The sequence below is a fragment of the Paenibacillus xylanilyticus genome, assembly GCF_009664365.1.
In the GTDB taxonomy this organism is placed as follows: Bacteria; Bacillota; Bacilli; order Paenibacillales; family Paenibacillaceae; genus Paenibacillus; species Paenibacillus xylanilyticus_A.
In genome coordinates this window covers 3,204,264-3,228,613 of sequence record NZ_CP044310.1, presented here as the reverse complement: position 1 = coordinate 3,228,613, position 24,350 = coordinate 3,204,264, and the positions used below count along the sequence as shown (strand labels likewise).

At 45.9% G+C, this 24,350-nt stretch carries 23 protein-coding genes; 4 read left to right on the top strand and 19 right to left on the bottom strand.

Going from position 1 to position 24,350, the window contains the following annotated elements; all coding sequences use genetic code 11:
• Positions 1-178: 178 nt before the first annotated feature.
• From fumC to F4V51_RS14445, 4 genes are all read right to left on the bottom strand, one after another.
• Positions 179-1,567 carry a class II fumarate hydratase gene (fumC, locus tag F4V51_RS14460; protein ID WP_095358020.1) on the bottom strand — a complete coding sequence of 463 codons (1,389 nt, stop codon included), beginning with the start codon at positions 1,565-1,567 and terminating at the stop codon, positions 179-181.
• 149 nt (positions 1,568-1,716) lie between these two features.
• Positions 1,717-2,718: an aldose 1-epimerase gene (locus F4V51_RS14455; protein WP_153978516.1), complete on the bottom strand. Its 1,002-nt coding sequence runs from the start codon at positions 2,716-2,718 to the stop codon at positions 1,717-1,719.
• Positions 2,719-2,882: 164 nt separating this feature from the next.
• Entirely contained in the window at positions 2,883-3,692 is an 810-nt protein-coding gene (locus tag F4V51_RS14450; protein WP_153978515.1) for an MBL fold metallo-hydrolase, read from the bottom strand.
• Between the two features lie 174 nt (positions 3,693-3,866).
• The gene (locus F4V51_RS14445; protein WP_227779441.1) at positions 3,867-4,139 is read right to left on the bottom strand and encodes a hypothetical protein; all 273 of its coding nucleotides are present in this window, start codon (positions 4,137-4,139) and stop codon (positions 3,867-3,869) included.
• Between the two features lie 215 nt (positions 4,140-4,354).
• On the opposite strand from F4V51_RS14445, the gene F4V51_RS14440 reads away from it, so the two are divergent.
• The 4 genes from F4V51_RS14440 (at position 4,355) to F4V51_RS14425 (ending at position 8,650) form a co-directional block, all read left to right on the top strand.
• A complete protein-coding gene (locus tag F4V51_RS14440; protein ID WP_095358024.1) occupies positions 4,355-5,590 on the top strand; it encodes an aminopeptidase in 1,236 nt (411 codons plus the stop codon).
• Between the two features lie 83 nt (positions 5,591-5,673).
• Positions 5,674-6,906, top strand: coding sequence for an aminopeptidase (locus tag F4V51_RS14435; protein ID WP_095358025.1), 1,233 nt, complete (start codon positions 5,674-5,676; stop codon positions 6,904-6,906).
• Positions 6,907-7,122: 216 nt separating this feature from the next.
• Positions 7,123-7,713, top strand: coding sequence for an RNA polymerase sigma factor (locus tag F4V51_RS14430; RefSeq protein ID WP_095287110.1), 591 nt, complete (start codon positions 7,123-7,125; stop codon positions 7,711-7,713).
• Positions 7,691-8,650: a hypothetical protein gene (locus F4V51_RS14425; RefSeq protein WP_153978514.1), complete on the top strand. Its 960-nt coding sequence runs from the start codon at positions 7,691-7,693 to the stop codon at positions 8,648-8,650. Before F4V51_RS14430 ends, F4V51_RS14425 begins: the two co-directional genes overlap by 23 nt.
• Position 8,651: 1 nt before the next feature.
• Here F4V51_RS14425 and F4V51_RS14420 read toward each other — a convergent pair whose 3' ends face one another.
• From F4V51_RS14420 to F4V51_RS14355, 15 genes are all read right to left on the bottom strand, one after another.
• Positions 8,652-9,143: a hypothetical protein gene (locus F4V51_RS14420; RefSeq protein ID WP_153978513.1), complete on the bottom strand. Its 492-nt coding sequence runs from the start codon at positions 9,141-9,143 to the stop codon at positions 8,652-8,654.
• Between the two features lie 197 nt (positions 9,144-9,340).
• A complete protein-coding gene (locus tag F4V51_RS14415) occupies positions 9,341-10,819 on the bottom strand; it encodes an Lsa family ABC-F type ribosomal protection protein (protein ID WP_153978512.1) in 1,479 nt (492 codons plus the stop codon).
• Between the two features lie 111 nt (positions 10,820-10,930).
• Positions 10,931-11,059: a hypothetical protein gene (locus F4V51_RS29270; protein WP_255247820.1), complete on the bottom strand. Its 129-nt coding sequence runs from the start codon at positions 11,057-11,059 to the stop codon at positions 10,931-10,933.
• 178 nt (positions 11,060-11,237) lie between these two features.
• Positions 11,238-11,876, bottom strand: a complete 639-nt coding sequence (locus F4V51_RS14410) for a sugar O-acetyltransferase (RefSeq protein WP_153978511.1) — start codon at positions 11,874-11,876, stop codon at positions 11,238-11,240.
• 15 nt (positions 11,877-11,891) lie between these two features.
• Positions 11,892-12,704 (bottom strand): Cof-type HAD-IIB family hydrolase, encoded by an 813-nt coding sequence (locus tag F4V51_RS14405; RefSeq protein ID WP_153978510.1) that lies wholly within the window; start codon positions 12,702-12,704, stop codon positions 11,892-11,894.
• Between the two features lie 315 nt (positions 12,705-13,019).
• Entirely contained in the window at positions 13,020-14,219 is a 1,200-nt protein-coding gene (locus F4V51_RS14400) for an MFS transporter (RefSeq protein WP_153978509.1), read from the bottom strand.
• A gap of 337 nt (positions 14,220-14,556) precedes the next feature.
• Entirely contained in the window at positions 14,557-15,873 is a 1,317-nt protein-coding gene (locus F4V51_RS14395) for a hemolysin family protein (RefSeq protein WP_153978508.1), read from the bottom strand.
• 433 nt (positions 15,874-16,306) lie between these two features.
• Positions 16,307-17,884: a sigma-70 family RNA polymerase sigma factor gene (locus F4V51_RS14390; protein WP_153978507.1), complete on the bottom strand. Its 1,578-nt coding sequence runs from the start codon at positions 17,882-17,884 to the stop codon at positions 16,307-16,309.
• Between the two features lie 186 nt (positions 17,885-18,070).
• Positions 18,071-18,595 (bottom strand): spore coat protein GerQ, encoded by a 525-nt coding sequence (gene gerQ / locus F4V51_RS14385; protein WP_153978506.1) that lies wholly within the window; start codon positions 18,593-18,595, stop codon positions 18,071-18,073.
• 18 nt (positions 18,596-18,613) lie between these two features.
• Entirely contained in the window at positions 18,614-19,036 is a 423-nt protein-coding gene (locus F4V51_RS14380) for a cell wall hydrolase (protein WP_153978505.1), read from the bottom strand.
• Between the two features lie 159 nt (positions 19,037-19,195).
• Complete coding sequence (locus F4V51_RS14375; protein ID WP_236146768.1) at positions 19,196-20,887, bottom strand: hypothetical protein; 1,692 nt, start codon at positions 20,885-20,887, stop codon at positions 19,196-19,198.
• Positions 20,888-21,091: 204 nt separating this feature from the next.
• Positions 21,092-21,841: an SDR family NAD(P)-dependent oxidoreductase gene (locus tag F4V51_RS14370; protein ID WP_153980703.1), complete on the bottom strand. Its 750-nt coding sequence runs from the start codon at positions 21,839-21,841 to the stop codon at positions 21,092-21,094.
• A 181-nt stretch (positions 21,842-22,022) separates the two neighbouring features.
• On the bottom strand, positions 22,023-22,415 hold the full coding sequence (locus F4V51_RS14365) for a DUF2500 domain-containing protein (protein WP_153978503.1): 393 nt from the start codon (positions 22,413-22,415) through the stop codon (positions 22,023-22,025).
• Between the two features lie 264 nt (positions 22,416-22,679).
• Positions 22,680-22,889, bottom strand: a complete 210-nt coding sequence (locus F4V51_RS14360) for a hypothetical protein (RefSeq protein WP_153978502.1) — start codon at positions 22,887-22,889, stop codon at positions 22,680-22,682.
• 136 nt (positions 22,890-23,025) lie between these two features.
• The gene (locus tag F4V51_RS14355; RefSeq protein ID WP_153978501.1) at positions 23,026-24,306 is read right to left on the bottom strand and encodes a VPS10 domain-containing protein; all 1,281 of its coding nucleotides are present in this window, start codon (positions 24,304-24,306) and stop codon (positions 23,026-23,028) included.
• Between the last annotated feature and the right edge of the window lie 44 nt (positions 24,307-24,350).

Sequence of the window (24,350 nt, the reverse complement as noted above, 5' to 3'; positions counted from 1 at the left end):
TTGTCATTATGGGGTTAAATGCATTTTTGGTCATTTGATTCAGTCTGGACACTCTGGGGTTGTAAGCTCTGACAAATTCAGACATAGTCAAGAAGGTTGAGATGTATTCTTAACAAGAAAAAACGACCAGCTTTAAGCGGGTCGTTTCTTCCTCACGTGTTTTTTACTATAAAAAAACTTAAGCTTTTGGAGCAATCATTTTCGCAGGATCCACATACTGATCGAACTGCTCTTCGGTAAGCAACCCGGTCTGCAGAGCAGCCTCCTTCAGAGATAATCCTTCTTTGTGAGCCAGCTTCGCAATCTTGGCTGCATTCTCGTATCCAATATGCGGATTAAGAGCAGTCACCAACATAAGCGAGTTGTTCAGATTATGTTCGATTTGACCCAGATTAGGTTCAATACCCACTGCGCATTTATCGTTAAAGGCAATGATTGAGTCCGCAAGCAGTTGTACGGATTGCAGGAAGTTATAAATAATGACCGGTTTGAATACATTCAACTCAAAGTTACCCTGACTTGCCGCGAATCCGATCGCAGCATCGTTCCCCATTACTTGCGTTACAACCATTGTCAGTGCTTCGCTCTGGGTTGGATTCACTTTGCCCGGCATGATGGAGCTGCCCGGTTCATTCTCCGGAATGCGGATCTCTCCGAGTCCACTGCGCGGACCACTTGCAAGCCAGCGCACGTCATTGGCAATTTTCATCAGATCAGCTGCAAGCGCTTTAACAGCGCCGTGGGCGTAAACGACTTCATCATGACTTGTAAGTGCGTGGAATTTGTTTGGTGCCGATACAAAATCCTTACCTGTATGTTTGCCGATCTCCTTGGCGGTATAATCGCCAAAGTCAGGATGAGCATTGATGCCTGTACCTACAGCGGTCCCACCAATGGCCAGTTCTTTCATATATTGAACACTATCACGAATCATGCGCTCACTCTTGTCCAGCATCGCTTCCCAGCCGCTGATCTCCTGTCCGAGTGTGATAGGAGTAGCATCCTGCAGGTGGGTACGTCCGATCTTGATAATATCCTTGAAAGCTTCGGATTTGTCTGCAAAGGTAGATTTGAGTACAGCAATGGCTGGCAAGAGCTGGTCTTCAACAGCTAGTACACCTGCAACATGTAGAGCTGTCGGGAACGTATCGTTGGAGCTCTGGGACATGTTCACATCGTCATTCGGATGCAAACGCTCTTCCTTGCCCTTCTGTTCAAGAAGCTGGTTACCCAGATTGGCGATGACTTCGTTCACATTCATATTGGACTGCGTTCCGCTTCCTGTCTGCCATACGACAAGTGGGAAATGATCGTCAATCCGACCGGCAATGATCTCGTCCGCTGCATAGGCAATCGCATCCGATTTGGCGGCAGACAGCTTGCCGAGCTTATGGTTGCTCGCTGCAGCACTCTTTTTCAAAATGGCAAGTGCACGAATAACTTCCATCGGCATATGCTCACGACCAATCGGGAAGTTTTCCTTACTGCGCTGTGTCTGCGCCCCCCATAGTCTGTCCGCTGGTACCTTCATCTCTCCGAGCGTATCTCTTTCAATGCGGTATTCCACTTGATTTTCCTCCTCCAAAAAGATGAATTCTGTTTCTAGAAAATTGAATCATCTCGTCATATTATACATGATTGTCGTTCAGATTTTCACCTTTTCGACAAAATTGTAAGCGTGCGTCAAAACACGCAATCGTTTATCGTCTCATGAAATTATGAATAGATCGGATACAAACGACTGGCTTGTTCGAAGATCTCGCCAGGCTCAAGTCCAACTAATCCGATTTCTTCGGCTGGTAGGCCCTGCACATTCGGTGCATTAACCAGGTTCATCTGAGGTTCAGGACAGAAGAATCCGCCTTCCGTGTTGTTATTCCAGATCATCCAGTGTTTGTACGATGCTCCAACATCATAAACAAATTTGTCTCCTGTACGATGGTTCGTGAGCTCCATATAATTTCGACCATTCTGGGGTTCAGCTGTATAGTGATTATCCATGGATTCGAAGAATGGACTAACCCCTTCTGCCTTTAACTTCTCCTCATTCGGTGAAAGCGGTTGAAATTGGCCGGTAGGCAAAGAACGTTCATTCAGCTCACGGCGCTGACCGATGGTGATTTTGGCGGTATAATCCGACACATCACTGTCAGGTACAAAGGCAACATTAATGGCTGTATGGAACGCAAACAAATTCGGCATGCGCTCTTTGCCGTTATTACGAACCTTCAGCTGCTGCTGGAGACCTGTGCTGTCAAGAGAGTAACGAAGCGTTACCGTGAACGTGAACGGCAAATATTGATGGAAAAGGTGTCCTTCTTTTATCTCTTGGCTCAGCAGGATATAACTCTCCAGTTCAGTCGTTCCATATCCTTCTACCTTCCAATTTGCCTCGTGTAAAAATCCGTGCAAATGGTTGCCCGTAGCAGGTTCATTTACAGGTAATTGATAGATTTCGCCATTCCAGGGAAAGCGGCCATCTTCATAGCGATTCGGTGGAGACAGAACGGGAATGCCGTACACGGCTGGTGCAGCCTTGAATGCTTCCATATCATTCAAATCAGGTTCACGAAGATAGCGATGACCGCGCTCTGTATCACGAAACGCAACCAGATTTGCACCCACGCTTGGAATTACGGCCGCCTCAAATTGATTGAATCGAAGCCACACCGCCGGAATTCCGCCAAATTGCTCCTCATACGCTGAATTCTGTGTCATTGTTATATGTACCTCCTGCATACTAGGGTTATATTATACGGCTCGAATATATCATGACTGGGCACAAAATACCAATCTGTGATATAGAACATTTTCATCATCAGATGACAAAAAAGACAGCTGCACTGTCCGCGGCTGTCCTCCAACTGATCATTTCATATCGTTTAATCGACATATTTGCCGTGCTCCGGCACAGCATCCTGTTCAAAATCCTGATCAAGGTGCTCAAGCGAATCATGCAAGAAATCACCTGTCAGCGAATGTCCATGCCCCGTGACCACGACACGTGGCTCCAACTTCCTGATTACATGAACGGATCGATGAGCCTCGTCCCAGTCCGTCGTAAAATATGCAGGTGGACCATGCATCTGTTCATCCTGCAGCAGTACACTCCATAGCGATTCCTGTTTAACCGAAACAATGGCGTCCCCCGCAATCAGGAAACGGCCCTCCTCGCGAAAGAGCGACACATGCCCAGGTGTATGTCCTGGAGTATGGATCCAACGCCATCCAGGTAAACCAGGTACCGAATGATCCTCCGGCAGGCTGAAGATACGATCATCCAGGTTAATTGCTTCGTTCGGATAGGCAAATGACAGTCTTGCCATCAGTCCCCCACCTACGGAAGGATCGGCTGGTGGATAATCCTTAAGGCCCGTTAAATAAGGTAATTCTAGTGAATGGGCAAAGACGGGAACACCCCAGAACTGTTCAAGCTCTATTACAGTACCTACATGGTCGAAATGACCATGTGTCAATATGATGGCGGACGGTGGTCCCTGAAACCGTTCTGCTGCGATCCGCACAATATGATCCGTAAATCCCGCCATCCCGGTATCCACTAGAATCCAGTTCCTGCTTCCCGGTTCACCGATGAATACTACATTAACAAATAATGTACGCAGACTGAGGATATCATGCGCGACTTCTTCAAGCCCCGTCATTCCTGCTGTGATCAGATTGTCAGATGTCATCCACGGTTACCTCCCATTCAGGCGATTGTCCCTCTGTTTGCCATCCATAGACTGCCCCTTTTTGGGATATCTATTCCCCTCATCTAATAAAATAGACGATGTATACCCGTTTGGGCACACACCGTTTAGTATAGTCTGTTCATTCATATAATAGAACAACTTCCTATGTTCTGATTATGCAGGATAAGCATCCAAAGCCGCGTCGAGCAGCTTGTCGTATACATCGTCGTCGTTTTCGAGCAGCTCGTCCATCCGCAGAAGCTCTTCTTCATCACCGGATTGCTCCGTGAAATGGAGGCTATAATCCCAATCTTTGCCGTTCTTGCTCATGAACGTTACCTCATAAATGGACTTTTCCCCTTCTGCACGAAAAACGGTTGTTCCAATATAGGATTTCTCGTCTTCCCGACGCATCTCAGCACGAATAATTTCGATATTCACCAACATACACTCCTTTAATCTCTCATCAGTAACAGGTCTACAACAATTATGGTAAACCTAGTTTGGTAATTATTATTGGTTAATTGTACAATATATATCGTAGCAACGTATACCTTATTCAATTGAAGGTCCTCGGGGGTATCCTTACATACATGATTTGAGGGCTTCATGTTCCAGTGAACGAGCTACGGAAACCTTATATTACAGGAGGAGAATATAGCATGAATAATAATTTTGAACTTCATTTACAGCAGTACGCGGAACTAGCTGTCAAAGTGGGAGTAAACGTCCATCCTGGACAAACACTCGTTGTAAATGCACCAATCACTGCCGCACATTTTGTACGCAAGATCGTGAAGGCTGCCTATGAAACAGGTGCCAAGCTGGTCAAAGTAAACTGGAGTGATGAAACCGTAACACGTCTTCATTATGATCTCGCACCGGATGAGGCATTCTCTATCGAACCAAAATGGTTTGCGGGTGAAATGACAGAACTCGTAGAAGAAGGAGCTGCCATCCTGCACGTCATCGCGGAAAACCCTGATCTCTTAAATGGTGTGGCTCAAGAACGTATCGTCACCAGTCAAAAAGTGCGCGGAAAAGCACTGGAGAAATATCGTGCCTATCAGATGGCTGATAAATTCAGCTGGTCTATCGTTGCGGTACCTTCCCCGGAATGGGCTGCCAAAGTATTCCCGGATCTGCCTGCGGAGCAGCAAGTGGATAGACTATGGGATGTTATTTTCAAAACTGTTCGTATCGGCGAGCAGGATGCTGTTTCCGAATGGAAAACACATTTGCAAAACCTCGATTCCCGTGCCGATCTGCTCAATACGAAAAAATATAAGAAACTTCACTATACTGCCCCTGGAACAGATCTGACCATTGAGCTTCCAGAAGGACACATCTGGGTGTCCGGTGGCAGTGTGAATGAACAGGGTCATGTCTTCATCGCCAACATGCCAACAGAGGAAGTATTTACGGCTCCGCTGAAAACGGGTGTCAATGGCACCGTACGCAGCACCAAGCCACTCAGCTATGGTGGCAATCTGATTGATGGTTTCTCTCTGACATTCGAGAATGGACGTATTGTTGATTTTACTGCCGAGCAAGGACATGATGCCCTGCAAAACCTCATCGAAATGGATGAAGGTGCACACTATCTGGGTGAGGTCGCTCTTGTTCCCCATAAATCACCGATTTCCGATACGAACATTCTGTTCTATAACACCCTGTTCGATGAAAATGCATCCAACCACTTGGCCATCGGTAATGCCTATGCATTCTGTCTGGAAGGCGGCAAAACGATGTCGAAGCAAGAACTCATCGATAATGGTCTGAACTCCAGCCTTACCCATGTGGATTTCATGGTTGGGTCAGCTGACATGAACATTCACGGTGTTACTTCCGAAGGAAAAGAAGAACCGATCTTCCTGCAAGGTAACTGGGCATTCTAATTTTTACGCTACATGAAGAGAGGAGAGTACTCCTCTCTTTTCCTGCGTAAGCAGGTAAAATTATAGATACGGAGGTCACTACCATGTTAAGTTTTGAACAAAAATTGGATCGTTATGCCGAGCTGGCAGTCAAGGTGGGGGCCAACGTACAACCCGGTCAAATTCTGGTCATCAGCGCCATGATCGATACCGCTGAATTTGTACGCCTGCTCGTTCGTAAAGCCTACGAAGCCGGGGCCAAACAAGTCATCGTAAAATATGGAGATGAAACCGTCAATCGCCTAAGATTCGAGATGGCTCCGCTGGAATCATTTCAGGAGCCGCCCAAGTGGCATGCTGCGGAACTTGAAGAGCTTGCAGCGAACAATGCTGCCTTTCTGACCGTACTCTCTTCAAGTCCAGATCTGCTCAAAGGGATTGATCCTGAACGAATTTCGACCCATCAGCGTACATATGGACAAGCCATGGCCAAATACCGACAGTATCAGCAGGCTGACAAGATGAGCTGGACAGGTGTTGCCTGCCCTTCTCCGGACTGGGCAGCAAAAGTGTTCCCCGACCTGCCTGCCGCTGAGCAGATGAAGCAGCTTTGGGAAGCCATTTTTGCCGCTGTCAGAGCAGATTTGGATCATCCAGTAGAAGCTTGGGAACAGCATATTGATCGATTGGAACATAAAGCAGTTGCCCTAAACAGCAAAAAGTATAAAGCACTTCATTTTGTCTCCCCTGGAACGGATCTGACGGTTGAACTACCTGAAGGTCATATCTGGGCACAAGCGGGCAGTGTAAACGAACAAGGGACTCGCTTCGTAGCTAATATTCCGACAGAGGAAGTATTTACTGCTCCCAGCAAACATGGCGTCAACGGTACAGTGTCCAGCACCAAACCGCTGAGTTATGGCGGAAGTATTATCGATCGCTTCTCTCTCACCTTTGAGAATGGACGAATCGTTGATTTTCATGCGGAAGAAGGTCAAGATACGCTGGAACGATTAATCAACATGGATGAAGGATCTCACTATCTTGGCGAGGTTGCACTTGTACCCTTCCATTCTCCGATTTCCGAGAGCGGCATTCTATATTACACGACGCTGTATGATGAGAACGCCTCATGTCACCTCGCGATCGGCAGTTCCTATGCCTTCAATATGGAAGGCGGAAAAACCATGTCCTCCGAAGAACTTGCTTCTCGTGGCATGAATTCCAGCATCACGCATGTAGACTTCATGATGGGATCTCCGGAAACCAACATTTATGGCATTACTGCAAGCGGAGAACGTGAAGCGGTCTTCCTGAATGGAGATTGGGCATTTTAAGCTTCTTTTCCAATGAATAATCACGCTGTATCTGTATCAATATCTTAAGGCTGCCTGACAAACCTGAATGAATGGTTTGTCGGGCAGCCTCTTAGGGTTTTCGGCGTGAACCTTCTAAGGTTGTCCTAGCAACCTCCCATTGTATCGTTTCCATATAATGTTGTAAAATGAAATGATACCAATGTTTGTGGACTGTTCACCAGAAAGGAGAACATCATGGCCAATCGGCTCCAATTACTCTTGGCCTCAGATTTCCATAATTTGAGCCCTTCACTTCAGGAAGAAGTGTATTACGAATACTATAATATGGTTCATGGACTCATCGTTTATATCATCAAGGAACGTGCTGCAGCAGAAGACATCATTCAGGAAGCATTCATTAAAATTATTAAAAACAAACCCTCTTTCGAGAACGAAGTCAAACTGAAAGCCTGGCTTAAGGTCGTCACCCGGAATACCGCCATTAATTATCTTAGAAAAAATAAAAATAACCGTAACCAACTGGATACGGATAGTGTTTTTATAGATATGGAGACGATCAATCAGACGGCAGCTTCCGTAGAGAGTACCGTGGAGACGCAAATGATGCAGGAATCTATTGAGTTCTATCTGGAGCAACTTAAACCCGAATACCGGGTATTAATAGAGCTGCGCTGGAAAGAAGGTCTGTCCTATCGGGAAATGGCAGAGCTGCTGGACACTTCGGAAGAAATCGTGAAACAACGTTTGTTCAGGGCCCGAGGTAGTATCAAGAAGCAATTACATAAGGAATGGGGTGGGACCATTGAGCAAAGGCAAGTCAGATAAACATATTGAGCACTATCATACAGAGCAGGAAGAAGAATATTTTGATGCCGCCTTTGATCTGGCCTTTGATGAAGCTTTCGATCAGGCTCTCTCTGCTCCCCCTGCCCCTGACTCCCAGCAGATGCATCAATCCTGGCTCCGTGTTCAAAAGGAAATTACCCGGATTGCTGTAAGAAAGAAAAGAATGCGTACCTTGAAATTGTCTGTTGTGGTAGCTGCCTCCCTAACGATCGGTGGCGTCATTTTCAGTCTGCCATCCGGAACGCAGGCCGTGTCCCCTTTTGTTCAGTCAATCAAGGATTGGGGCAATGGTATGAAATCCATCATTATTGAAGATCGCACCGCACAGCTTGGCGCAGATCCTTCTACTGCCAAAACACTCCCCCCCCCTGAACCGGGACTTAACGAAGCTCCTACAATTGCTATTGGCGAGGAGGCTGAGGAGTTGCCAAAACAACCCGTGGAGAAAGACATTTTGTTTGATGATATCGTCGTAACGGAAGAAATAGCCCGCTCGGGATTCAATGGTGACTTTTTATTGTCAAGAGCTATACCCGAGCGTTTTAAAGAGATAAAATTTGAACTTACCGTGAATCCTGAAATTCCGGTCGATTCAGATGAGTATTATAAATCCGATCGTATGAGAGTTCGCTACACGGGTGATAGCGTGAATGGTGAAGAACAAATTATTCAATTTGATTATTACCATGTTAAGCCTGGGCAGGTCATTCAAGGGACTATGCTTCGTGAAACCAGTGTAGTCAAATTAGCTGACGGTAGTGATGCATTTGTATCCATCGGCCCGCCATATAATACTTTTCAGTGGATGATGGGTTCGGTTAATATGAGCTTGTTTGGAACGGTCACGAAGGAAGAAATGATTGCCATCGCCAATGACCTGCAGGAACAAAAATTCCCTGGCAGCACGAGGCAATGAATCATAATAATACACTATTCGAAATATCCGTTGTATTTTCAGAATTCGTTCCGTCATTCGCCGTATGTGTGCTAACGACCCGGTAGTAATAACCTGTGATCACCGTCCAGCTCGACTGTGCCGACAGGGATTGTGTTTGTGTTTTACTTTTGGTACCAGACCGATACGTCACCCAATTTGAGCCCGTCCAGCGTTCCAGCCGGTAATTCACCTGAATTGATTTCATTTCCTTGTAAGTTGTTGTTGTTGTAGTGACGTTCGCTGTCAGTCCTCCTCCCGGAGAAACGTTCCCTGCTGCCTGATATATATACTTGAGAGCTGCCAGGGAGTGAACAGTATGCTCCTCCGGCGGTGGTGGTGCGGTGAGTGCACCAGATACAATGTCAGGACTAGCTGCCGCAGTGCTGCCAACAGGAATGGATAGAATGGCAGGCACCGATAATGCCGCAACGAGGGTAATTTTCAAAATGGATGACAGACTCATTTTCAACATATGTATTCCTCCTCCAATGTCATATTTGATTTTGTGTAAGGTATAAACGGACGGAGGAGGTTATAGGTTTCAAAAATAAAAAAGACGCTCCGATCTTCGTATCGGCAGCGTCTTTTCTTACTGTGAATTCTGCAGTGTGAGTGAAACCTAAATATTTTCCATTTCGTATAGGCTTTAAAGAGTCACATCCACGCTATTCATAACTCAATGATACTCGTGGCAATATTCGAGCAAAATTCGCTGTCATGTTCCACAAAAAGAAGTGTTGGCGAGTGCTCAAGCAGCAAGTCTTCAATTTGCATGCGGGAAATGACATCAACAAAATTAAGTGGTTCATCCCAAACGTGCAAATGTGCTTCCTCGCTAAGGCTTTTAGCAATCAGTACTTTCTTTTTTTGTCCAGCACTAAACGTTGAAATATCCTTATCCAGCTGAAGCCTGGAGAAATCCAGCTTGCGTAATATTGATTTGAAGAGACTTTCATCAATGCCCTGTGTCATTGCATACTCGGATAAGCTTCCCGCTAGACCCGAGGTATCCTGTGATACATACGATATTTTGACCTGAGGATCCTTGCGAAGTTGACCTGTGTAGGCAATATCCTCGCCGCAAATCAATTTAAGAATGCTGGATTTACCGGAACCATTCTTACCGTAGAGAGCGATTCGGTCTCCTTTTTCAACCGTTAAATTAATATCCTTACAAACGATATTGGAGCCATATGCAATTGAGACATTGTCCAATTGGACAATTTCATTTTTGTGAAACTCCAATTGATGAATCTGCAGCCGCTCTGCACTTTCGATATTTTTGAGAAGTTTGGACTTTTCTTGAATGGCAGATTGCTGCCGTTGTTCGATGTTTTTGGACCGCTTCATCATTTTGGCGGCCTTATGGCCAATGTAGCCCTTATCCACTTTCGAACCGGAGTTTCTAGTCCCGTTTTTGGAATTTTCGACTTCATGTGACCAACCACCAGTCCGTTTGGCGGAGTCGGATAAGCGTTTAATGTCTTTCTGTAACTTTTCGTTGCTTGCAAGCTCATACTGATCCTGTCTCTTCTTATTCTCCCACCAGGCGGAAAAATTGCCTTTTTGAATCTCGATGTTCGTTTTATTGATCGAAAGAATATGGTCTACGCTGTGATCCAGGAAGGATCTATCATGTGATACAAGAATAAAACCACTTTTTCTGCTTAAATAGCTGCTGACGAGCTTTCTGGCATGCATGTCGAGATGATTGGTGGGCTCATCAATAAGCAAGAATTGATTTTCCTTCATGAATAAGGCAGCCAGCATGACTTTCGTTTGTTCTCCATTGGATAGGGAATCGAATGGTCGATACAGCACATCTTCGGAAACCTTCAGAAGGTTTAGCTCCCGTACCAGTTCCCAATGCTGATAGTCTGAATAAACGTCACTGATCACATCAAGTGTCATCGCGTCTTTATGCTCAACAGGAAAAGGAAAGTACTCAAAATCAACATGGGCTGAGATGGTGCCACTATATTCATATTTACCAAGCAAAAGGTTAAGGAAGGTCGTTTTCCCTCTCCCGTTTCTTCCGGTAAAGCCCAATTTCCAGTCGGAGTCCAATTGAAAACTCACATTTTCGAAAATATTATCGTAACTGCCGTCATAGGCAAAGGTCAGGTTTGATACGTTTATCATTGACATAAGGGATCATCCTTTTCATTTATATTCAAATGCTAAATAAATGAGGTTATGATCATGACATGATTCCCTTATTGTATCCACTCTCGGATGAATCCAAGCAAAAAAGGAAACTCAAAGCCAGGTAAATCGTTGCGTGGATAGATAAAGCTCCGAATTCCGATTCATGATTTGGTGAACCATGCCAATGTTCATATCCAGTGACAGGTTCACATAAACATCTACAACCTCTAATTCAGTCATAAGTCTATCCCCCTTTATAATCGTATGGTTTTAACTTTCGGATACAGAAAACTTAACATGGATAGGATTCATGGGTCAAGGATGATGGTTCGGCCCTCCCGTAAAGGATCCGTGCGCAGCAAAGGGAACAGTTCTTATCCGTGTATGGACAAGCACTTGCTCCCTTTAGAATGAATTTCTATTCGATGACACGGCAATCCGCCATAACTTCCGGTTTATAACGCATGCTGTCTGCCTCTGTAATTTTGCGAATGACTTTACAGGGGACACCTGCTGCGAAGGAGTCTGCTGGAATGTCCTCCGTCACTACACTTCCTGCACCAATAACACAACGGTCTCCGATGGTAACTCCTCCGCATACCGTTACATTAGCAGATAGCCATACATCGTTTCCGATCATTACGGGTTTGGCGTAACACAAAGACTTCGGATCACCGTTCTGATTCAGCATTTGCCGCCGTTCAGAAGCGATAAACGGGTGAATGGGAGTAACAATCGTTACATTAGGACCAAAACTGGTATGGTCTCCAATGGTAACCTTCGCATCGTCCTGAACCGTCAGATTGTAGTTGGCAAAGAAATGATGACCGATCTCTGTGTGAACACCATAATGAAAGAATACAGGCCCTTGAATGAAGGAGGATTCGCCTATGCGACCAAGGAGCTGTGTCAGAATCGCTTCACGTTCCTCTGTCTGATCTTCGAACATCTGGCTGTATTGATGGCTTAAGTTGTGCGAACGAAGTTTGATAGCCTTTAGTTCCGGATGGCTGGGACTGAACAAAATCCCGTTTAATATCCGTTCTTCCTCAGTCATGTTTTCAACTCCCATTCAATTCACGTTTATTTGAAGGTCCATACAATCTTGTATAGTCAGGAGAACACCGTTTTCTTCGTTGGATTTTGTAATATAACGCGCTGCTTTTTTGGTATTCTCACAAGCATTGCTGACCGCAAAGCTGTATTTGGCAATACCCATCAGCTCTACATCATTTTCTCCGTCCCCAAAGGACATCGTTTCTTCATAAGTTACGCCGAGCAGCTCCTGCAATTTTTTAACCGTCTCTCCTTTATGCGTATGCAGTGCTGTAATATCAAGCCACTTGGGTTCTGAATCCACAATATAGATTTGACCGCCAAGTGTCTTTTCTACATGTTTCCTTAAAGCACCACTCCGTTCTCTGGTGTCGTATACAGTTATTTTAATAAAGCGGCTGTCGATCTCGTGGAAAGAGTCAATCTTCTTGACCTGTTCATAAGAGCTTTTGACCACGTTGTACAACTCTTCTGGGATGGAAGAATGAACATATGCTGCATCGCTTGCACATACTATGAGGGTCATGTCTGGAGCAAAACGTTGTATGGATTCAATGCTTTGTAAAGCAAGTTCTCGTTGAATGCTGAATTCTTTTACGACTTCCCCATCTTTCTTAATTCTGGCTGCACTATCTCCAAGGACCCATATTCCCTTGCCATGCTCTCCAAACAATTTCTCTACCCGTTCACACTGTTTTCCTGTGCATGCCACAAAGGTCATTCCCTGCTTCTGCATTTCTGTATGCACTTTGTTGAATAGTTCAATATCGAATAATCCCTTGTCGTTTAGAAACGTTCCATCTAGGTCAGTTACAACAAGTTTAATCATGTAGCAATCCCCTCTTTGTTTAAAATTAATTCATAATACTTTTCACGCCTACTTTATAATGCATATTTATAAAGAGGGTAGAAAAATAGGATAATCATGTTCTCTAGGCATTCGGTATGCAATTAAACTATATAACAAGCGTAATCCATGTAACTGGTTTCATGTCAACCCACTTTTTTCACGACGTACGTCCGTCACTCGAACCAATCATCGACGGAGCGCATCGGTTTCACTTCCATAGACTGTTTCGACAATGCTAAACACGCATAGGCTGCCGCCCAGATGATAACAGCTAAAATAACATAGGCCATTTTCTCACCTCCCCGCATTCTGAGATTTTAGAAGTATGCGATTCACGGTTTCCGCGCTAAATAACATCAATATAAGAAGAACAAGCACGACAACCGGAAAGGAATTTGTACTGGTCTTCGCTGCAAGAAATCCAAAGAGCGGAGGAAGCAGCGTCGTACCGCTATAAGCGACAGCCATCTGGTATCCCATTAACTTGACGGAGTTTTCTCTCCCGAAGCGAGCCGGCGTTTCATGCAAAAGTCCAGGATAGATTGGCGCCAGACCAAGCCCGATGAAAATAAAGCCTGCTACCGAAAACGATGAAGGAAGCGGAAGCAGTAAAAGGAGTCCTCCGAGGATCGTTGTCCATTGTCCATAGCGAATCAATAATCGGTTTTGGACTCTTAACGAGATAAAACCTGTTATGAACCTGCCAAACGTAATACCTCCGTAATAAAGGGAAATCCAGCCCGCTGCCATCTCTGCTGAGATGCTTTTCGTTCCAACCAAGTAGCTTGCTCCCCATAATCCGACCGTGGTTTCAACCCCGCAATATAACAGAAAAGCGAGCAATGAGGGTTTAACGCCTCTTAATTTCAAGACGTTCCCCGGGATGCGTATTTCCAATTTTGTCTCGTTATCGGTCATAATTATGGGTGTCGTCTCACGCAGTGCAGCCACTCTTTTCCATAACGGCAGCGTGATAAGAAGTACGATAACCAGTACAAGCTGGATGACACCAACTGCAGCATAACCACCTCTCCAAAAGTTCTGATCCGCTATATAACCAGCCATGATGATTGGGCCCATGGTAGCGCCAACGCCCCAGAAGCAATGCAGCCAGTTCATATGATGCGCTTGGTAATTTGCAGCGACGTAATGATTCAACGCTGCATCCACGGCTCCTGCGCCCAGGCCAAGCGGAACGGCCAAGATCATAAACCATATCATGGACGGTGCCATGGAAAATCCAATCAATGAAATTGCGGTTAGCAAACAGCTGAACAATGTAATATTACCTGTGCCCATTTTCTGAATCATTTTCCCACTTGCCAGACTGGAGACGATGGTGCCCGCTGCAATAATCATGGAAATGAGGCCTGCTGAGCCTACGGAGGAACCTATTTCCGGCCATATGACCGGCCACGCAGATCCAAGCAGGGAATCCGGAAGTCCCAGGCTTATAAAAGCCAGATAGATTACGATGAGAAACCAGGTTGCCATCTTTGTAACTCCTCTCTTGATGTAGTTGATAATTCGAATTAATAAATATACTTTATAAAGTGTTTAAGTTAAATATGCGGGATATAGTGTTCCTTTGTCAATACTCATCCTATGAGCAAAATCAGAAATAATTATTACTTTTATCCAAATCCAGAAAACAGTAACATTTAGTCGGAACTACAAGGAATGTTTCATAGTCAAAACGAAAAAGTCGAGTAAAATATCCATGCACCTCACCTTAAGGTTTGAATCTCATAAACATAAAAAAAGCAGCCTAGGATGAAATATCATCACTAGACTGCTTCAAATAACTCATACTGGAATGAAGAAGCTAGACTTAAGCCCCTTCTTCCTCAACCAACATTTCAAGCTTAATTACATTTACCCGTGAAATCCGCTTATGCTCCGTCTCCTGAATGACGAATACATATCCTCCATATTCAACGGATTGACCGACTTCAGGCGGAATTGTCTCCACTCTGGAGTACAGCCAGCCACCAATCGTGTCATAGTCGCTCCGATCCATATCCAGTTCGAATCGCTCACTCACTTCTTCAATCAGCATCATGCCATCAATGGAGTATTCCATCTCATCCACTTTCTCAATGGCAGGACGCTCCTGATCGAACTCATCCTGAATCTCGCCTACAATCTCTTCCATAATATCTTCGAGCGTTACCATTCCGGAAGTTCCACCGTACTCATCAATCAGAATGGCAATCTGTGTCTTGCTGCGCTGCATACGCTTCAGCAGATCACTGATTGGCGTCGATTCGGGAACGGCGAGAATTGGTCGGATTACAGAAATGGTATCTGTGAGCTGGGACCGCATCAGGTCTTTGATGTGAATAAAGCCGATAATGTGGTCCTTGTCACCGTTATAGACGGGATAGCGAGTTCGCATGCTTTCACTGGCAATTTCCAGATTTTCCAGCATGGACTGATTGGCGTTCAGACAGATCATTTCCGTCCGCGGAATCATAATTTCACGGGCAGTTGTTGCCGTAAAATCAAATATATTATCAACAAGCGCCAATTCAGTATTGTCAATTAAACCGCTCTTATTGCTTTCTTTCATCAGAATGCGTATTTCATCTTCACTATGTGCCGAGTCATGCTCCGAAGCAGGTGCCATTCGAAACAATCTCAGCAGGCTGTTCGCCATACCATTCAAAGCCCAGATAAAGGGATACATCAATTTGTAAAAGAACGTAAGCAGTACCGCAGACCATAACGTGACCGTCTCCGATTTGCGGATTGCCATCGTCTTGGGAGCAAGTTCCCCGAGTACAATATGCAAAATCGTAATAATAACAAATGCAATTACAATCGAAATTCCGTGTACATATACCGGGCCGAGTCCAAACGCGGTAAACATGGGCTCAAGCAAGTGTGCAATGGCAGGCTCTCCGAGCCAGCCGAGTCCAAGTGAAGCCAGCGTTATGCCCAATTGGCACGCAGACAGATAGGCATCCAGGTTACGTACAATATTAGAAGCATAGATGGCTCTTTTGTTGCCTGCTTCCACCAAAGCCTCAATTCGGCTGCCGCGAACTTTTACCATCGCGAATTCTGCCGAGACAAAAAAACCGTTCATCAAAACAAGCAAAGCAATTAAAAATAAATTTAATATACTCGGTAAGGGGTCACTCAAATTGTCATCCTATTCGCCGTCATTCTTCGGCAAATAGGTCCACCTCCTTCGAAAATGTAGGATATTAGCCATTCTGCCGCTCATATGCAGGTTCAACTTCCCAATGCTTCCACCTCCTTCTGGATTGTGTCGAATAAAAGGATATGCTTCTTTTATTATATAACTCTAAACTACACAGTCAATCCGTGTCCTATGACAACGAAATGATGCTAACCAGCAAATTACTTTACAAAGGTAGCGAATACGCCGTCTTATTTACATTTGCTAACTAAGTATATTGAGAAAATGCCAAACGGGTTTATTGTTTAAATCTTGTACCAGGTAAGGTGTCTAAATCGAATTAAACTAAAATGTAAAACGTAAAAAGAGTATTCACGTCGATATCCAATTCGGGGAATACTCTTTGTATGGTATGTGAGTTAAGGATGTAATGTTATGTGCTTATTTTGACAGGGAAACGGGATGCCGCATCCCAGCGCCACTGTGGTTCTTCGCCTTGTGCGTTCCACAAACCGCCAATCCACATTTCGTCTTTTCTTAATTCTGCATAGTCTGCTTCTTCAGCCAGTACCTGGATACCAAGCTCAGTCATAGACAAGACTGCATTACGGAAATATTCATCGTGCTGGGTGAAATCAGGGAACGTGTCCGCTCCGCTAATCTGTAGTAGAGCATAGGGCTCCTTGGTCATTCTTCTCAGATGTGCCCAATATTCCAAGTCTCCCATTCCTAACACATGCAGCCGCTCACTCACATGCTTAAATAGTGGATATGGCTGATCCACACCTTGACTCACAGCTTCCAGGGTCGCTTGTTCAATTGCACCCAGACCATTGGACTGTGAAGGCAGGCGGGTCAAGTGAGCCTCAAATGCAGCATGCGCAAATGGGAGAACCGTACTGTTTTGTTTTAAATAATCCATGTGATCCTGAATATCGGAAGAGGTGTATGCTTGCCAGAACTGACTTCCCGCCTGAAGCTCCTCCGTCCCCATGACATGCCACGTACCAGACAAACGTCCGATCTGTCCGGGTGTAAGCTGGCCCAGTCCCCGAAAGTTCTCTATTTCCGGATAAGCATCAATACATAACAGATTCAGCTTGGTATCCCCAAGCGATTGACCATTAAAATAATGCAGCAAATAAGATAACATCGCCTGATCATAGAGATCGTATTCAAACCAGAGTACAATCTCCTTGTACTGTTGAAACGCATGCAGCTTCCGCTCCAGCTCCGCAATTTGCAGATATTCCGTCTGGGGAATACCTAATTGCTGTTCCAGATAGGCAGCACGCTTGCTCCTCTCCACCTCGTTCCCCATATCTTGGACGACAGGACCAAAGGTGTAAAGTTCCCGCCAGACCATAACCTCTCCTTCGATCCCGCTTTGCCGCAAACGATCTGCAGCATGATCTCCATTGGTAATATGCAGCATGCCTTTGCCCCCTTCATAAAGTTCATTAAATACGGTTATAACGTCCGCCACAGGTAATGTACGCCTCAGCTTCGCCCTGGCATCGAACAGCCTTTTCTTCAAGGCCGGAACAGATACACTAAGGAAATCGGAAATTTCCTTAAGCGAATATCCCTGAAAATAGAACATGTCCACTACATGCTGCATGGATAGCGGCAGACTGGATATGGAATCGCGAAGAATCCGATACCGTTCCTTTTGCAAAACAAGCTGTTCAGGGTTATCTCCCTCTTCGCTCGAATGGATGCTGTACTCTAACTCCTGTTCAGGGGAAGTGCTGTGCTGCTTGCGCCTTAACCAACGGTAGCACTGTCGTTCAACAATGACTTTAAACCATCCTGGAAAGGCTTCGGCCGTCTCCAGCTTCGACAGATTAGCAAATGCTTCTGTGAACGCCTCCTGTACTATATCTTCAGCCCAGAAAGCATCCTCCAGCTTGTTATAAGCTACAGCAAGCGCCATTCCGCGGAACTGTTTCATTAACTGCTCATAAGCCTCAGGCTCGCCACGGATGGCTCCCTCAATCCACTCGTTCAATGATGTAAACCCCTCTCTGCGTTTGTCTTGCTCAGTCTATATATGTATAAGTGCCATGATTGCGAGTAAAGGTTACTATAATCTCCATTATAACGAAAAAAACTGTCCCACTTGTGGATTTGATTCCACATGCGGGACAGCCTGGTTAAACATATCTTTCTACAGAAACCCCCGTGTAATAACGAATTAGAATCTGCTTGGAGCTTGAGGATAGTTTCCGACAACGCCCGGATATTGGTACAACAATGGCTCATCAAATGTAGCATAATCGAAGTTAACCATTAACAGCATAATACGTCTTCCTGTCTTAGGATCGCTGATAATGATGTGATCACGGCCCGCAGCTTCAATAATTCCTTGGAAAATGCGAGCATTCCATTCTTTGTTACCTTCATATGTCATGTAGAATGTACCAAATTTGCCGAGGTTCAGGCGCAGAATATTTTCGATGTATGATTGTTCAAACTGCGGCGCAGTTGTCGTTACAACTCCACCTGTTGGCGTCATTGGACTGCCGCTGGATACAAGCGGTGGTACGCTTGTGGAGCTTGGAGATACCATGCTTGGTGAAACCATACTTGGAGAAACCATGCCTGGTGTTGGGGACATCGAAGGCGCGCCATTACCGATTTTATAGGATGTTCCTTGAACTTGCGAGTTGGCTTGTTGACCCAGTGCCTGTGTTGTTGGTTGATAAGGTTGATTAATCATTGTAATTCCTCCTAAAATTTAATAAACTTCCGGACAATCTTCACCAGTCGGACTGAAGAAACAGTGCGCTTTGAAACGGCCCGTATTTTGCTGGTTATACCAGGTTGGAGGACAGTCCCCCACAGGTCTGAAAAACCACAGGGCATTGCTGGCCGGCCAGATGCGTTCCCCATTAATTACACGTTGTGCCAAGCGAATCTCGGATTGTCTTGCCCGCTGATAGAAATAGCCTTTTTGGGTTGATTCGAACCCACCGGGATTCTGGAATACCATGCGGTTAATATCACGAATGTCCCCAAAATCCAAACAGTCTACAAGCACCCGGTTCACACCCACATTACCTACGAGCAGCATGCCCTGTTCGCCGTCACCTTCAGCCTCTGCCCTCATCAGTCTTGCCAGCAGCTTGACGTCTTCTGAGTTGGCTTTAATAACAGCCATATTCTGTTTCCTCCCTTGCTTCAGCTCTTCATCACCGTACATCGTATTGTGCAGGAGCCTATTCGGTGACACCAATCCAACTTTTTTCCACAAAAAAATCCCGGAACCTCACCTCATGTGAAGTCCCGAGATCAAACATTTCCTATATAACCAGCCTAATTAAGGCTTGGCATTAATCCAGTAATCGTAAGCATGTACCATGTTACCTTGGTAGGCCTCATAATCCTTCAATAGTTCAGGCAGCTTCGCAAGCTGCTGTTCCATCTCGGCAGCACCTTTTTCGTAGAATGAGATATGGGCGCCTTCGTGATTCTCTTTCATCTCTACCGAAATCAGCAGCGGTTTGCCCAAACGGTCGGCGATTTCCATCTCCTGCCTGACTACTGCCGCAATGCCATTGGACCCTTCAGCCGAGTTACGGAAAGCCATGAGAGAGACATGATCCAATGTGCGGATCATAAATTCACTAACAGACATGTCCTGTCCTGGCAAAGGAGAGCTATCCAGCCATACAGCCAGATCGGCACTGGTCTCCAAATTGCTGTCCTTCTTCGTTTCTTCCTGGAAAAAGGCGATATTGGCAGCCCATTCTGTCAAAAGTGCATCCCGATCGGAATTCCATTCCGGCAGTGTGTAGGGCTCGATATCCAGGTGAATGCCCTTGAATCGTTCTTCGGGTTCAACTTCTGCATTATAATTTTTCACATAATTGATCAGTCGCTCAATCCGTGGTCTGTTCTCGGATCTGCCCCAAATGGGATGGCCGCCCATGGCGTGAATTTCGATCCCTTGTGCCTGGGCTCGTTTAACAAAACTGCGGTAACTTGAGTAGGGCTGGTCCAGATCAAGCCGAACATACAGAAAGTTAATATGCTGTGCTGCGGCGAACTCAAGAATATGCTGACCGCCATCATCCGTTACCTGCGATGCCTCCCAGATGTAAGTTCCACGAATCTCAGGCTGTAAGGTGGGCTTCTCCGGCACAGGCTGTTCTTCAGGTTCAAGCTGTCCCCAGTATACGATATCATGTACGGCAGAACCGGCATATGAAGCGTGATTACGTAGGGATTCTGCAACCTCTGCCAAGACACTCTCCAGCTGTGCTGCTCCCTTTCCGGCAAAAGTTGTAAACTCTTCCCCAGGCATCGGCTTCGTATTTACGCCAACAGTGACTGACGCACCGCTGGCATCGGCCCAATTCATCTCCTGTTCAATGAGTTGAATAATGCCGTTATTCCCTTGTGCGTTATCGCGGTAAGCCAGTAAAGTGACATGATTGAACTGTTCCATGAACCAGCGTGATAACGGCAGGTTATCTGTATCGTCTGTTGTTTTTGTACCAGCGATCGTATACGAATCCAGCCAAAATGGCAGATCCACATTAATGTCAATGGCACCATTTGCCTCAACCTGTTCAAGCAACAATTTCATATTGGCTACCCATGACTGAACCAAAGGCTCTGAATCGTCTTTCCATGCAGGCAGAACATAGGGTTTGATATCCAGATGGATGGCATCAAATCGTTCTTCTGCAGCTGCTCCCTGATTATAGTCAGAAACCCATGCAGCCAAACGGAGCATTGGCGCCTCACGGTCACGAACGGCCCAGGACGGGTCCCCTCCCAGTGCTTCAACAGCAATACCAGCATCACTGGCTTTGGATATAAACGTGCGATATACTTCATCAGATAAATTCATATCCACGTTCACATAGAGTCTGTTAATCTTATGTTTAGCTGCGTTAGCCAGCAGCTCATCTCCTCCATCATCTTGGACAGACTTGGCCTGCCATACCCAGGCTGCCCGTATGTCGCCCGTGTCTGCCTCCACAGGCGAAGCCATTCCTGTCATTATAATCCCTCCAATCAGCAGTAATAGGCCAATGATCTTCCGGGATGAATTCCCGAACATATACTCCCTCCATTCCTGTTCTGTTGTAAAATCACATTCATTATAGCAACCGATTATTGAATTTCAAATAAGCCCAAGTGCTTAACTTGGGCTTACGGATGCTGGGGCATTCAATGTGTACAACAGAAGGAGGGAATCCCGGTTCTAGTCCTCATATATCATTTTTCGAGTCATGCCCCCATCAATCATCAGATTGGTCCCAGTGACAAAGGTATTGCTTGGATCCGACAAATATAAACATGCGCGGGAGATATCCGAAGGCACGCCTACTCGTCCTGCAGGATGCTGTTCGTGATCTTCCGGCTTCAATTCGTCCACATTTCCTGTCTCAATCCATCCCGGACTGATACAATTGACCCGAATACCGTCCTTGCCAAGTGAGACCGCCATCGCATGTGTCAGGGCCACAATGGCTCCTTTGGACGCTGCATAGGCCTCTGTCTCCGGTTCAGACATAAACGCACGTGTCGATGCCATATTGACGATAGCGCCTCCATGTTCATTTTGTTTCATATGTTTGGCCGCTTCACGGCTCGCAAGAAAGCAGCTTCTTACATTCGTATTAAGCACATCGTCCCATTCCTCCAAGGTCAGCTCGTAGGGAGACTTCCACCTGGATACACCGGCATTGTTCACCAGGATGTTGATCTGTTTGAATTCTTCGATGGTTGTGTTAATCAAATTCGTGATATCCTGCTCCTTGCGAACATCGCACTGAACGAAAATGGCTTCACCGCCTTCATTGCGAATCGAAGCAGCAGCTGCGGCGCCTTCCGCCTCCTGATAATCGGCAAGTACAACCTTGGCACCAGCAACTGCGTAAGCTTCGGCAACGCTGCGTCCGATCCCCTGAGCTGCTCCCGTAACAACGACAACTTGATCTGTAAATGACATCATGTACTCCTCCTCTATTAAGACGCTTCTGTCATCACATACGAATATGTCGAATCAAGAAACCTTATTGTTATTAAGACCCTCTCCTTATATAAAAACACGATACCACCTTTAAGAAACGCTTGTCCAAGAAAATTAACATTAAAAAAAGCTTACGCCACTATGGCGCAAGCCAGCCGGATTATCCGCGTACACGTTCTGAATACAGGCGGTTGTAGCGCTCAAAGCCTATATACCGTGTTCCCTTGAAGGAAAGACGGCCTTCATCTCCTTCGGAGCACAATCCGTACTCTTCTCCGTTCACCTTGAACTCGAGCCGGTCCCCGCTCTCTACTTCAAAGGTAATGTAATACAGCGTACGGGCTGAACTGCCTGGTTCAGCTTGCGACTGACTGATCTGCATCCTTCTGCCCGTTATTCGTGAAGGCACGGTAAGCAGAGGCTGTGTGTTGTTGCGCCCCCATCTCCATACTTCTTTCCCCACAGACAGAAGAACAATACCTATAATCAGAACAAATACGACTGGAAAGACGGTTCCGAAAAAATCAAACATCCAGGATGATTCAATGCCCATGTCTCTCCCCTCCGTTCGTACACCTAGGACAGCCAGAGTCTTGACCCGTCTCCTGTACATGTATATGCGCGAGTAATATGGAACTTGTTATCAGGAGCTCAAATTGTAAGGAACGGACAGAAAATGTTCTGCATGAATACCCTCCTTCATGTTGCACCTTGCGATTCATGATTAGTCTCAAATAAAAAGGCCCCTGATTAGGGGCCATTCATTCAGTACACCAGCATGCTCTATCTGTTACCATGCTCTATCTTGCATTGCTTGTTATGCATACATCAGATTCATGAAATCGCGGGTTGCTTCTGCTCCCTCCGCTTGTTCGGGTTCTGCTGGCTGAGCGTATTGTGCCATGCAGGCCTTCACTTCTTCTTCGGTTGTGCAACGGTTGGCATCATCGCAATTGTAGCATAAGTGAAGCATGTATCTCGTTAATTCATCCGCCTGCGTGAATTGAGTTTGTTCATTGGTTCTCATCTTCATCACTCCCATCTCTTCTTGAATTCAATATAACATCATTTAAATTTAGTTATTGTGATTTATTTCACAATGTATGTAAAAAGAAAAGAAACCCGACGGTTTCTCTTCTAAACAATGCCTATTTTCAGCATACCTACAGTACTTTCCACTGCAAACCACCATCCACAGTCTGCAGGAGCAAGGATCTCTTGGTATCCGTATTCTCTACCAATATCCAGCCGAGCTTCGAGGAAACCATCTGCAGCTTCACAATCTCCGGATAATCCTCCAGAATACTGTCCAGGACTTTACTGCCCGGAAGTGCCTTCCAGCTTTTACCCGAATCCTTCGTTTGGTATGTCGTGCCCGACTGAACTACCCAACCTTCTGAAGCATTCAGGAAAGCGGGAGTCAGGTTACGATTGATTCCCTTCTGCTTGTTCAGGCCGAAAGTCGATAACGTCCAGCTCTTACCTCCGTCATCTGTGAAGTATCCGTTGAACTTGGTATAATCTCCGCTGGAACAGGTTAAAGGCATCCAAGCCCCCTTCGCTTCCCGACCAAAAAACTGAGGTGAACCAATGTTGAAATTGCCACACCCATTAAAGTCATTCCGGTCAAAAAATGTCGGTCCAGTCTTCCAATTCTCTCCGCCATCTGTCGTGATATACAGCTTCGGGGTTCCAAATTCAAGGGCTGTCAAGAAGCCGTGTTTCGGATCTGAAAAAGTCAGGCCTGTTGTATATCCGCGTGTTGGAATCTCGGCTGAAGCCGGCTGATCGTCCTCATCACTGGATGACATCTCCTCCCAGGTGATGCCTCCATCCTCGGTAACATACAGCTTTTTATCCTGCTTCCCAATGGAGGTATCCATCGTAGTCAGAATCCAGCCTTTCTCCGGGGATACAAAGGATATGGCAGTAACCTTGTCCGTCTTGGACAAGGAAGACAAGCTCCAGCTTACTCCCCCATTATTGGTGCGCAAGACCATCGTATCGGTTCCGCCCAACCCTTCACGAACGATCCATCCATGGGTACGATCCACAAAATAAATGCTTTGCCCATACTGCGGGTTGGCCGGAAATTGCACATTCTCCGAAGGAGAAATATTCGTCCAGGTTACGCCCTGATCCTGAGTGTAATATAAACGCAGTGCGTTTCTCGTAACACCCCACGCTAACCCTCCGTTGTCATTAAGCAGCTGGAAGTCGGTCAGACGTGTCTGGATCTGGTATTCCGCCGTATCTGTAGTCGTTTGTGTACTGTTATCAGGAGGAACAACCGTTAATGTCTGTCCGGTATTTCCGATCTCATCCTGCTCTTGGGGCGGTTCTGCCACCGGGGTCTGACCTGTGTCGGTGCAGGCAGCCAGTAGGGCAGCTATTCCTATAGACAGCAATGCTGTCTGCGCGATTTTGGTCCATTGCAAACGCAAGTGGAGTTCACCTCTCTCATCCAACAGCAGGCGCGCATGCCTGT

Bases quoted from the DNA above. Each gene is read 5' to 3' on its own strand.
- F4V51_RS14455 (WP_153978516.1), bottom strand. From the start codon at position 2,718: ATGACACAGAATTCAGCGTATGAGGAGCAATTTGGCGGAATTCCGGCG.
- F4V51_RS14450 (WP_153978515.1), bottom strand. From the start codon at position 3,692: ATGACATCTGACAATCTGATCACAGCAGGAATGACGGGGCTTGAAGAA.
- F4V51_RS14410 (WP_153978511.1), bottom strand. From the start codon at position 11,876: ATGACTGAGGAAGAACGGATATTAAACGGGATTTTGTTCAGTCCCAGC.
- gerQ (WP_153978506.1), bottom strand. From the start codon at position 18,595: ATGATTAATCAACCTTATCAACCAACAACACAGGCACTGGGTCAACAA.
- F4V51_RS14440 (WP_095358024.1), top strand. From the start codon at position 4,355: ATGAATAATAATTTTGAACTTCATTTACAGCAGTACGCGGAACTAGCT.
- F4V51_RS14365 (WP_153978503.1), bottom strand. From the start codon at position 22,415: ATGGGCATTGAATCATCCTGGATGTTTGATTTTTTCGGAACCGTCTTT.
- F4V51_RS14360 (WP_153978502.1), bottom strand. From the start codon at position 22,889: ATGAGAACCAATGAACAAACTCAATTCACGCAGGCGGATGAATTAACG.
- F4V51_RS14420 (WP_153978513.1), bottom strand. From the start codon at position 9,143: ATGTTGAAAATGAGTCTGTCATCCATTTTGAAAATTACCCTCGTTGCG.
- F4V51_RS14405 (WP_153978510.1), bottom strand. From the start codon at position 12,704: ATGATTAAACTTGTTGTAACTGACCTAGATGGAACGTTTCTAAACGAC.
- F4V51_RS14415 (WP_153978512.1), bottom strand. From the start codon at position 10,819: ATGTCAATGATAAACGTATCAAACCTGACCTTTGCCTATGACGGCAGT.
- F4V51_RS29270 (WP_255247820.1), bottom strand. From the start codon at position 11,059: ATGACTGAATTAGAGGTTGTAGATGTTTATGTGAACCTGTCACTGGAT.
- F4V51_RS14400 (WP_153978509.1), bottom strand. From the start codon at position 14,219: ATGGCAACCTGGTTTCTCATCGTAATCTATCTGGCTTTTATAAGCCTG.
- F4V51_RS14375 (WP_236146768.1), bottom strand. From the start codon at position 20,887: ATGACAGGAATGGCTTCGCCTGTGGAGGCAGACACGGGCGACATACGG.
- F4V51_RS14435 (WP_095358025.1), top strand. From the start codon at position 5,674: ATGTTAAGTTTTGAACAAAAATTGGATCGTTATGCCGAGCTGGCAGTC.
- F4V51_RS14380 (WP_153978505.1), bottom strand. From the start codon at position 19,036: ATGGCTGTTATTAAAGCCAACTCAGAAGACGTCAAGCTGCTGGCAAGA.
- F4V51_RS14430 (WP_095287110.1), top strand. From the start codon at position 7,123: ATGGCCAATCGGCTCCAATTACTCTTGGCCTCAGATTTCCATAATTTG.
- F4V51_RS14370 (WP_153980703.1), bottom strand. From the start codon at position 21,841: ATGTCATTTACAGATCAAGTTGTCGTTGTTACGGGAGCAGCTCAGGGG.
- F4V51_RS14445 (WP_227779441.1), bottom strand. From the start codon at position 4,139: ATGTTGGTGAATATCGAAATTATTCGTGCTGAGATGCGTCGGGAAGAC.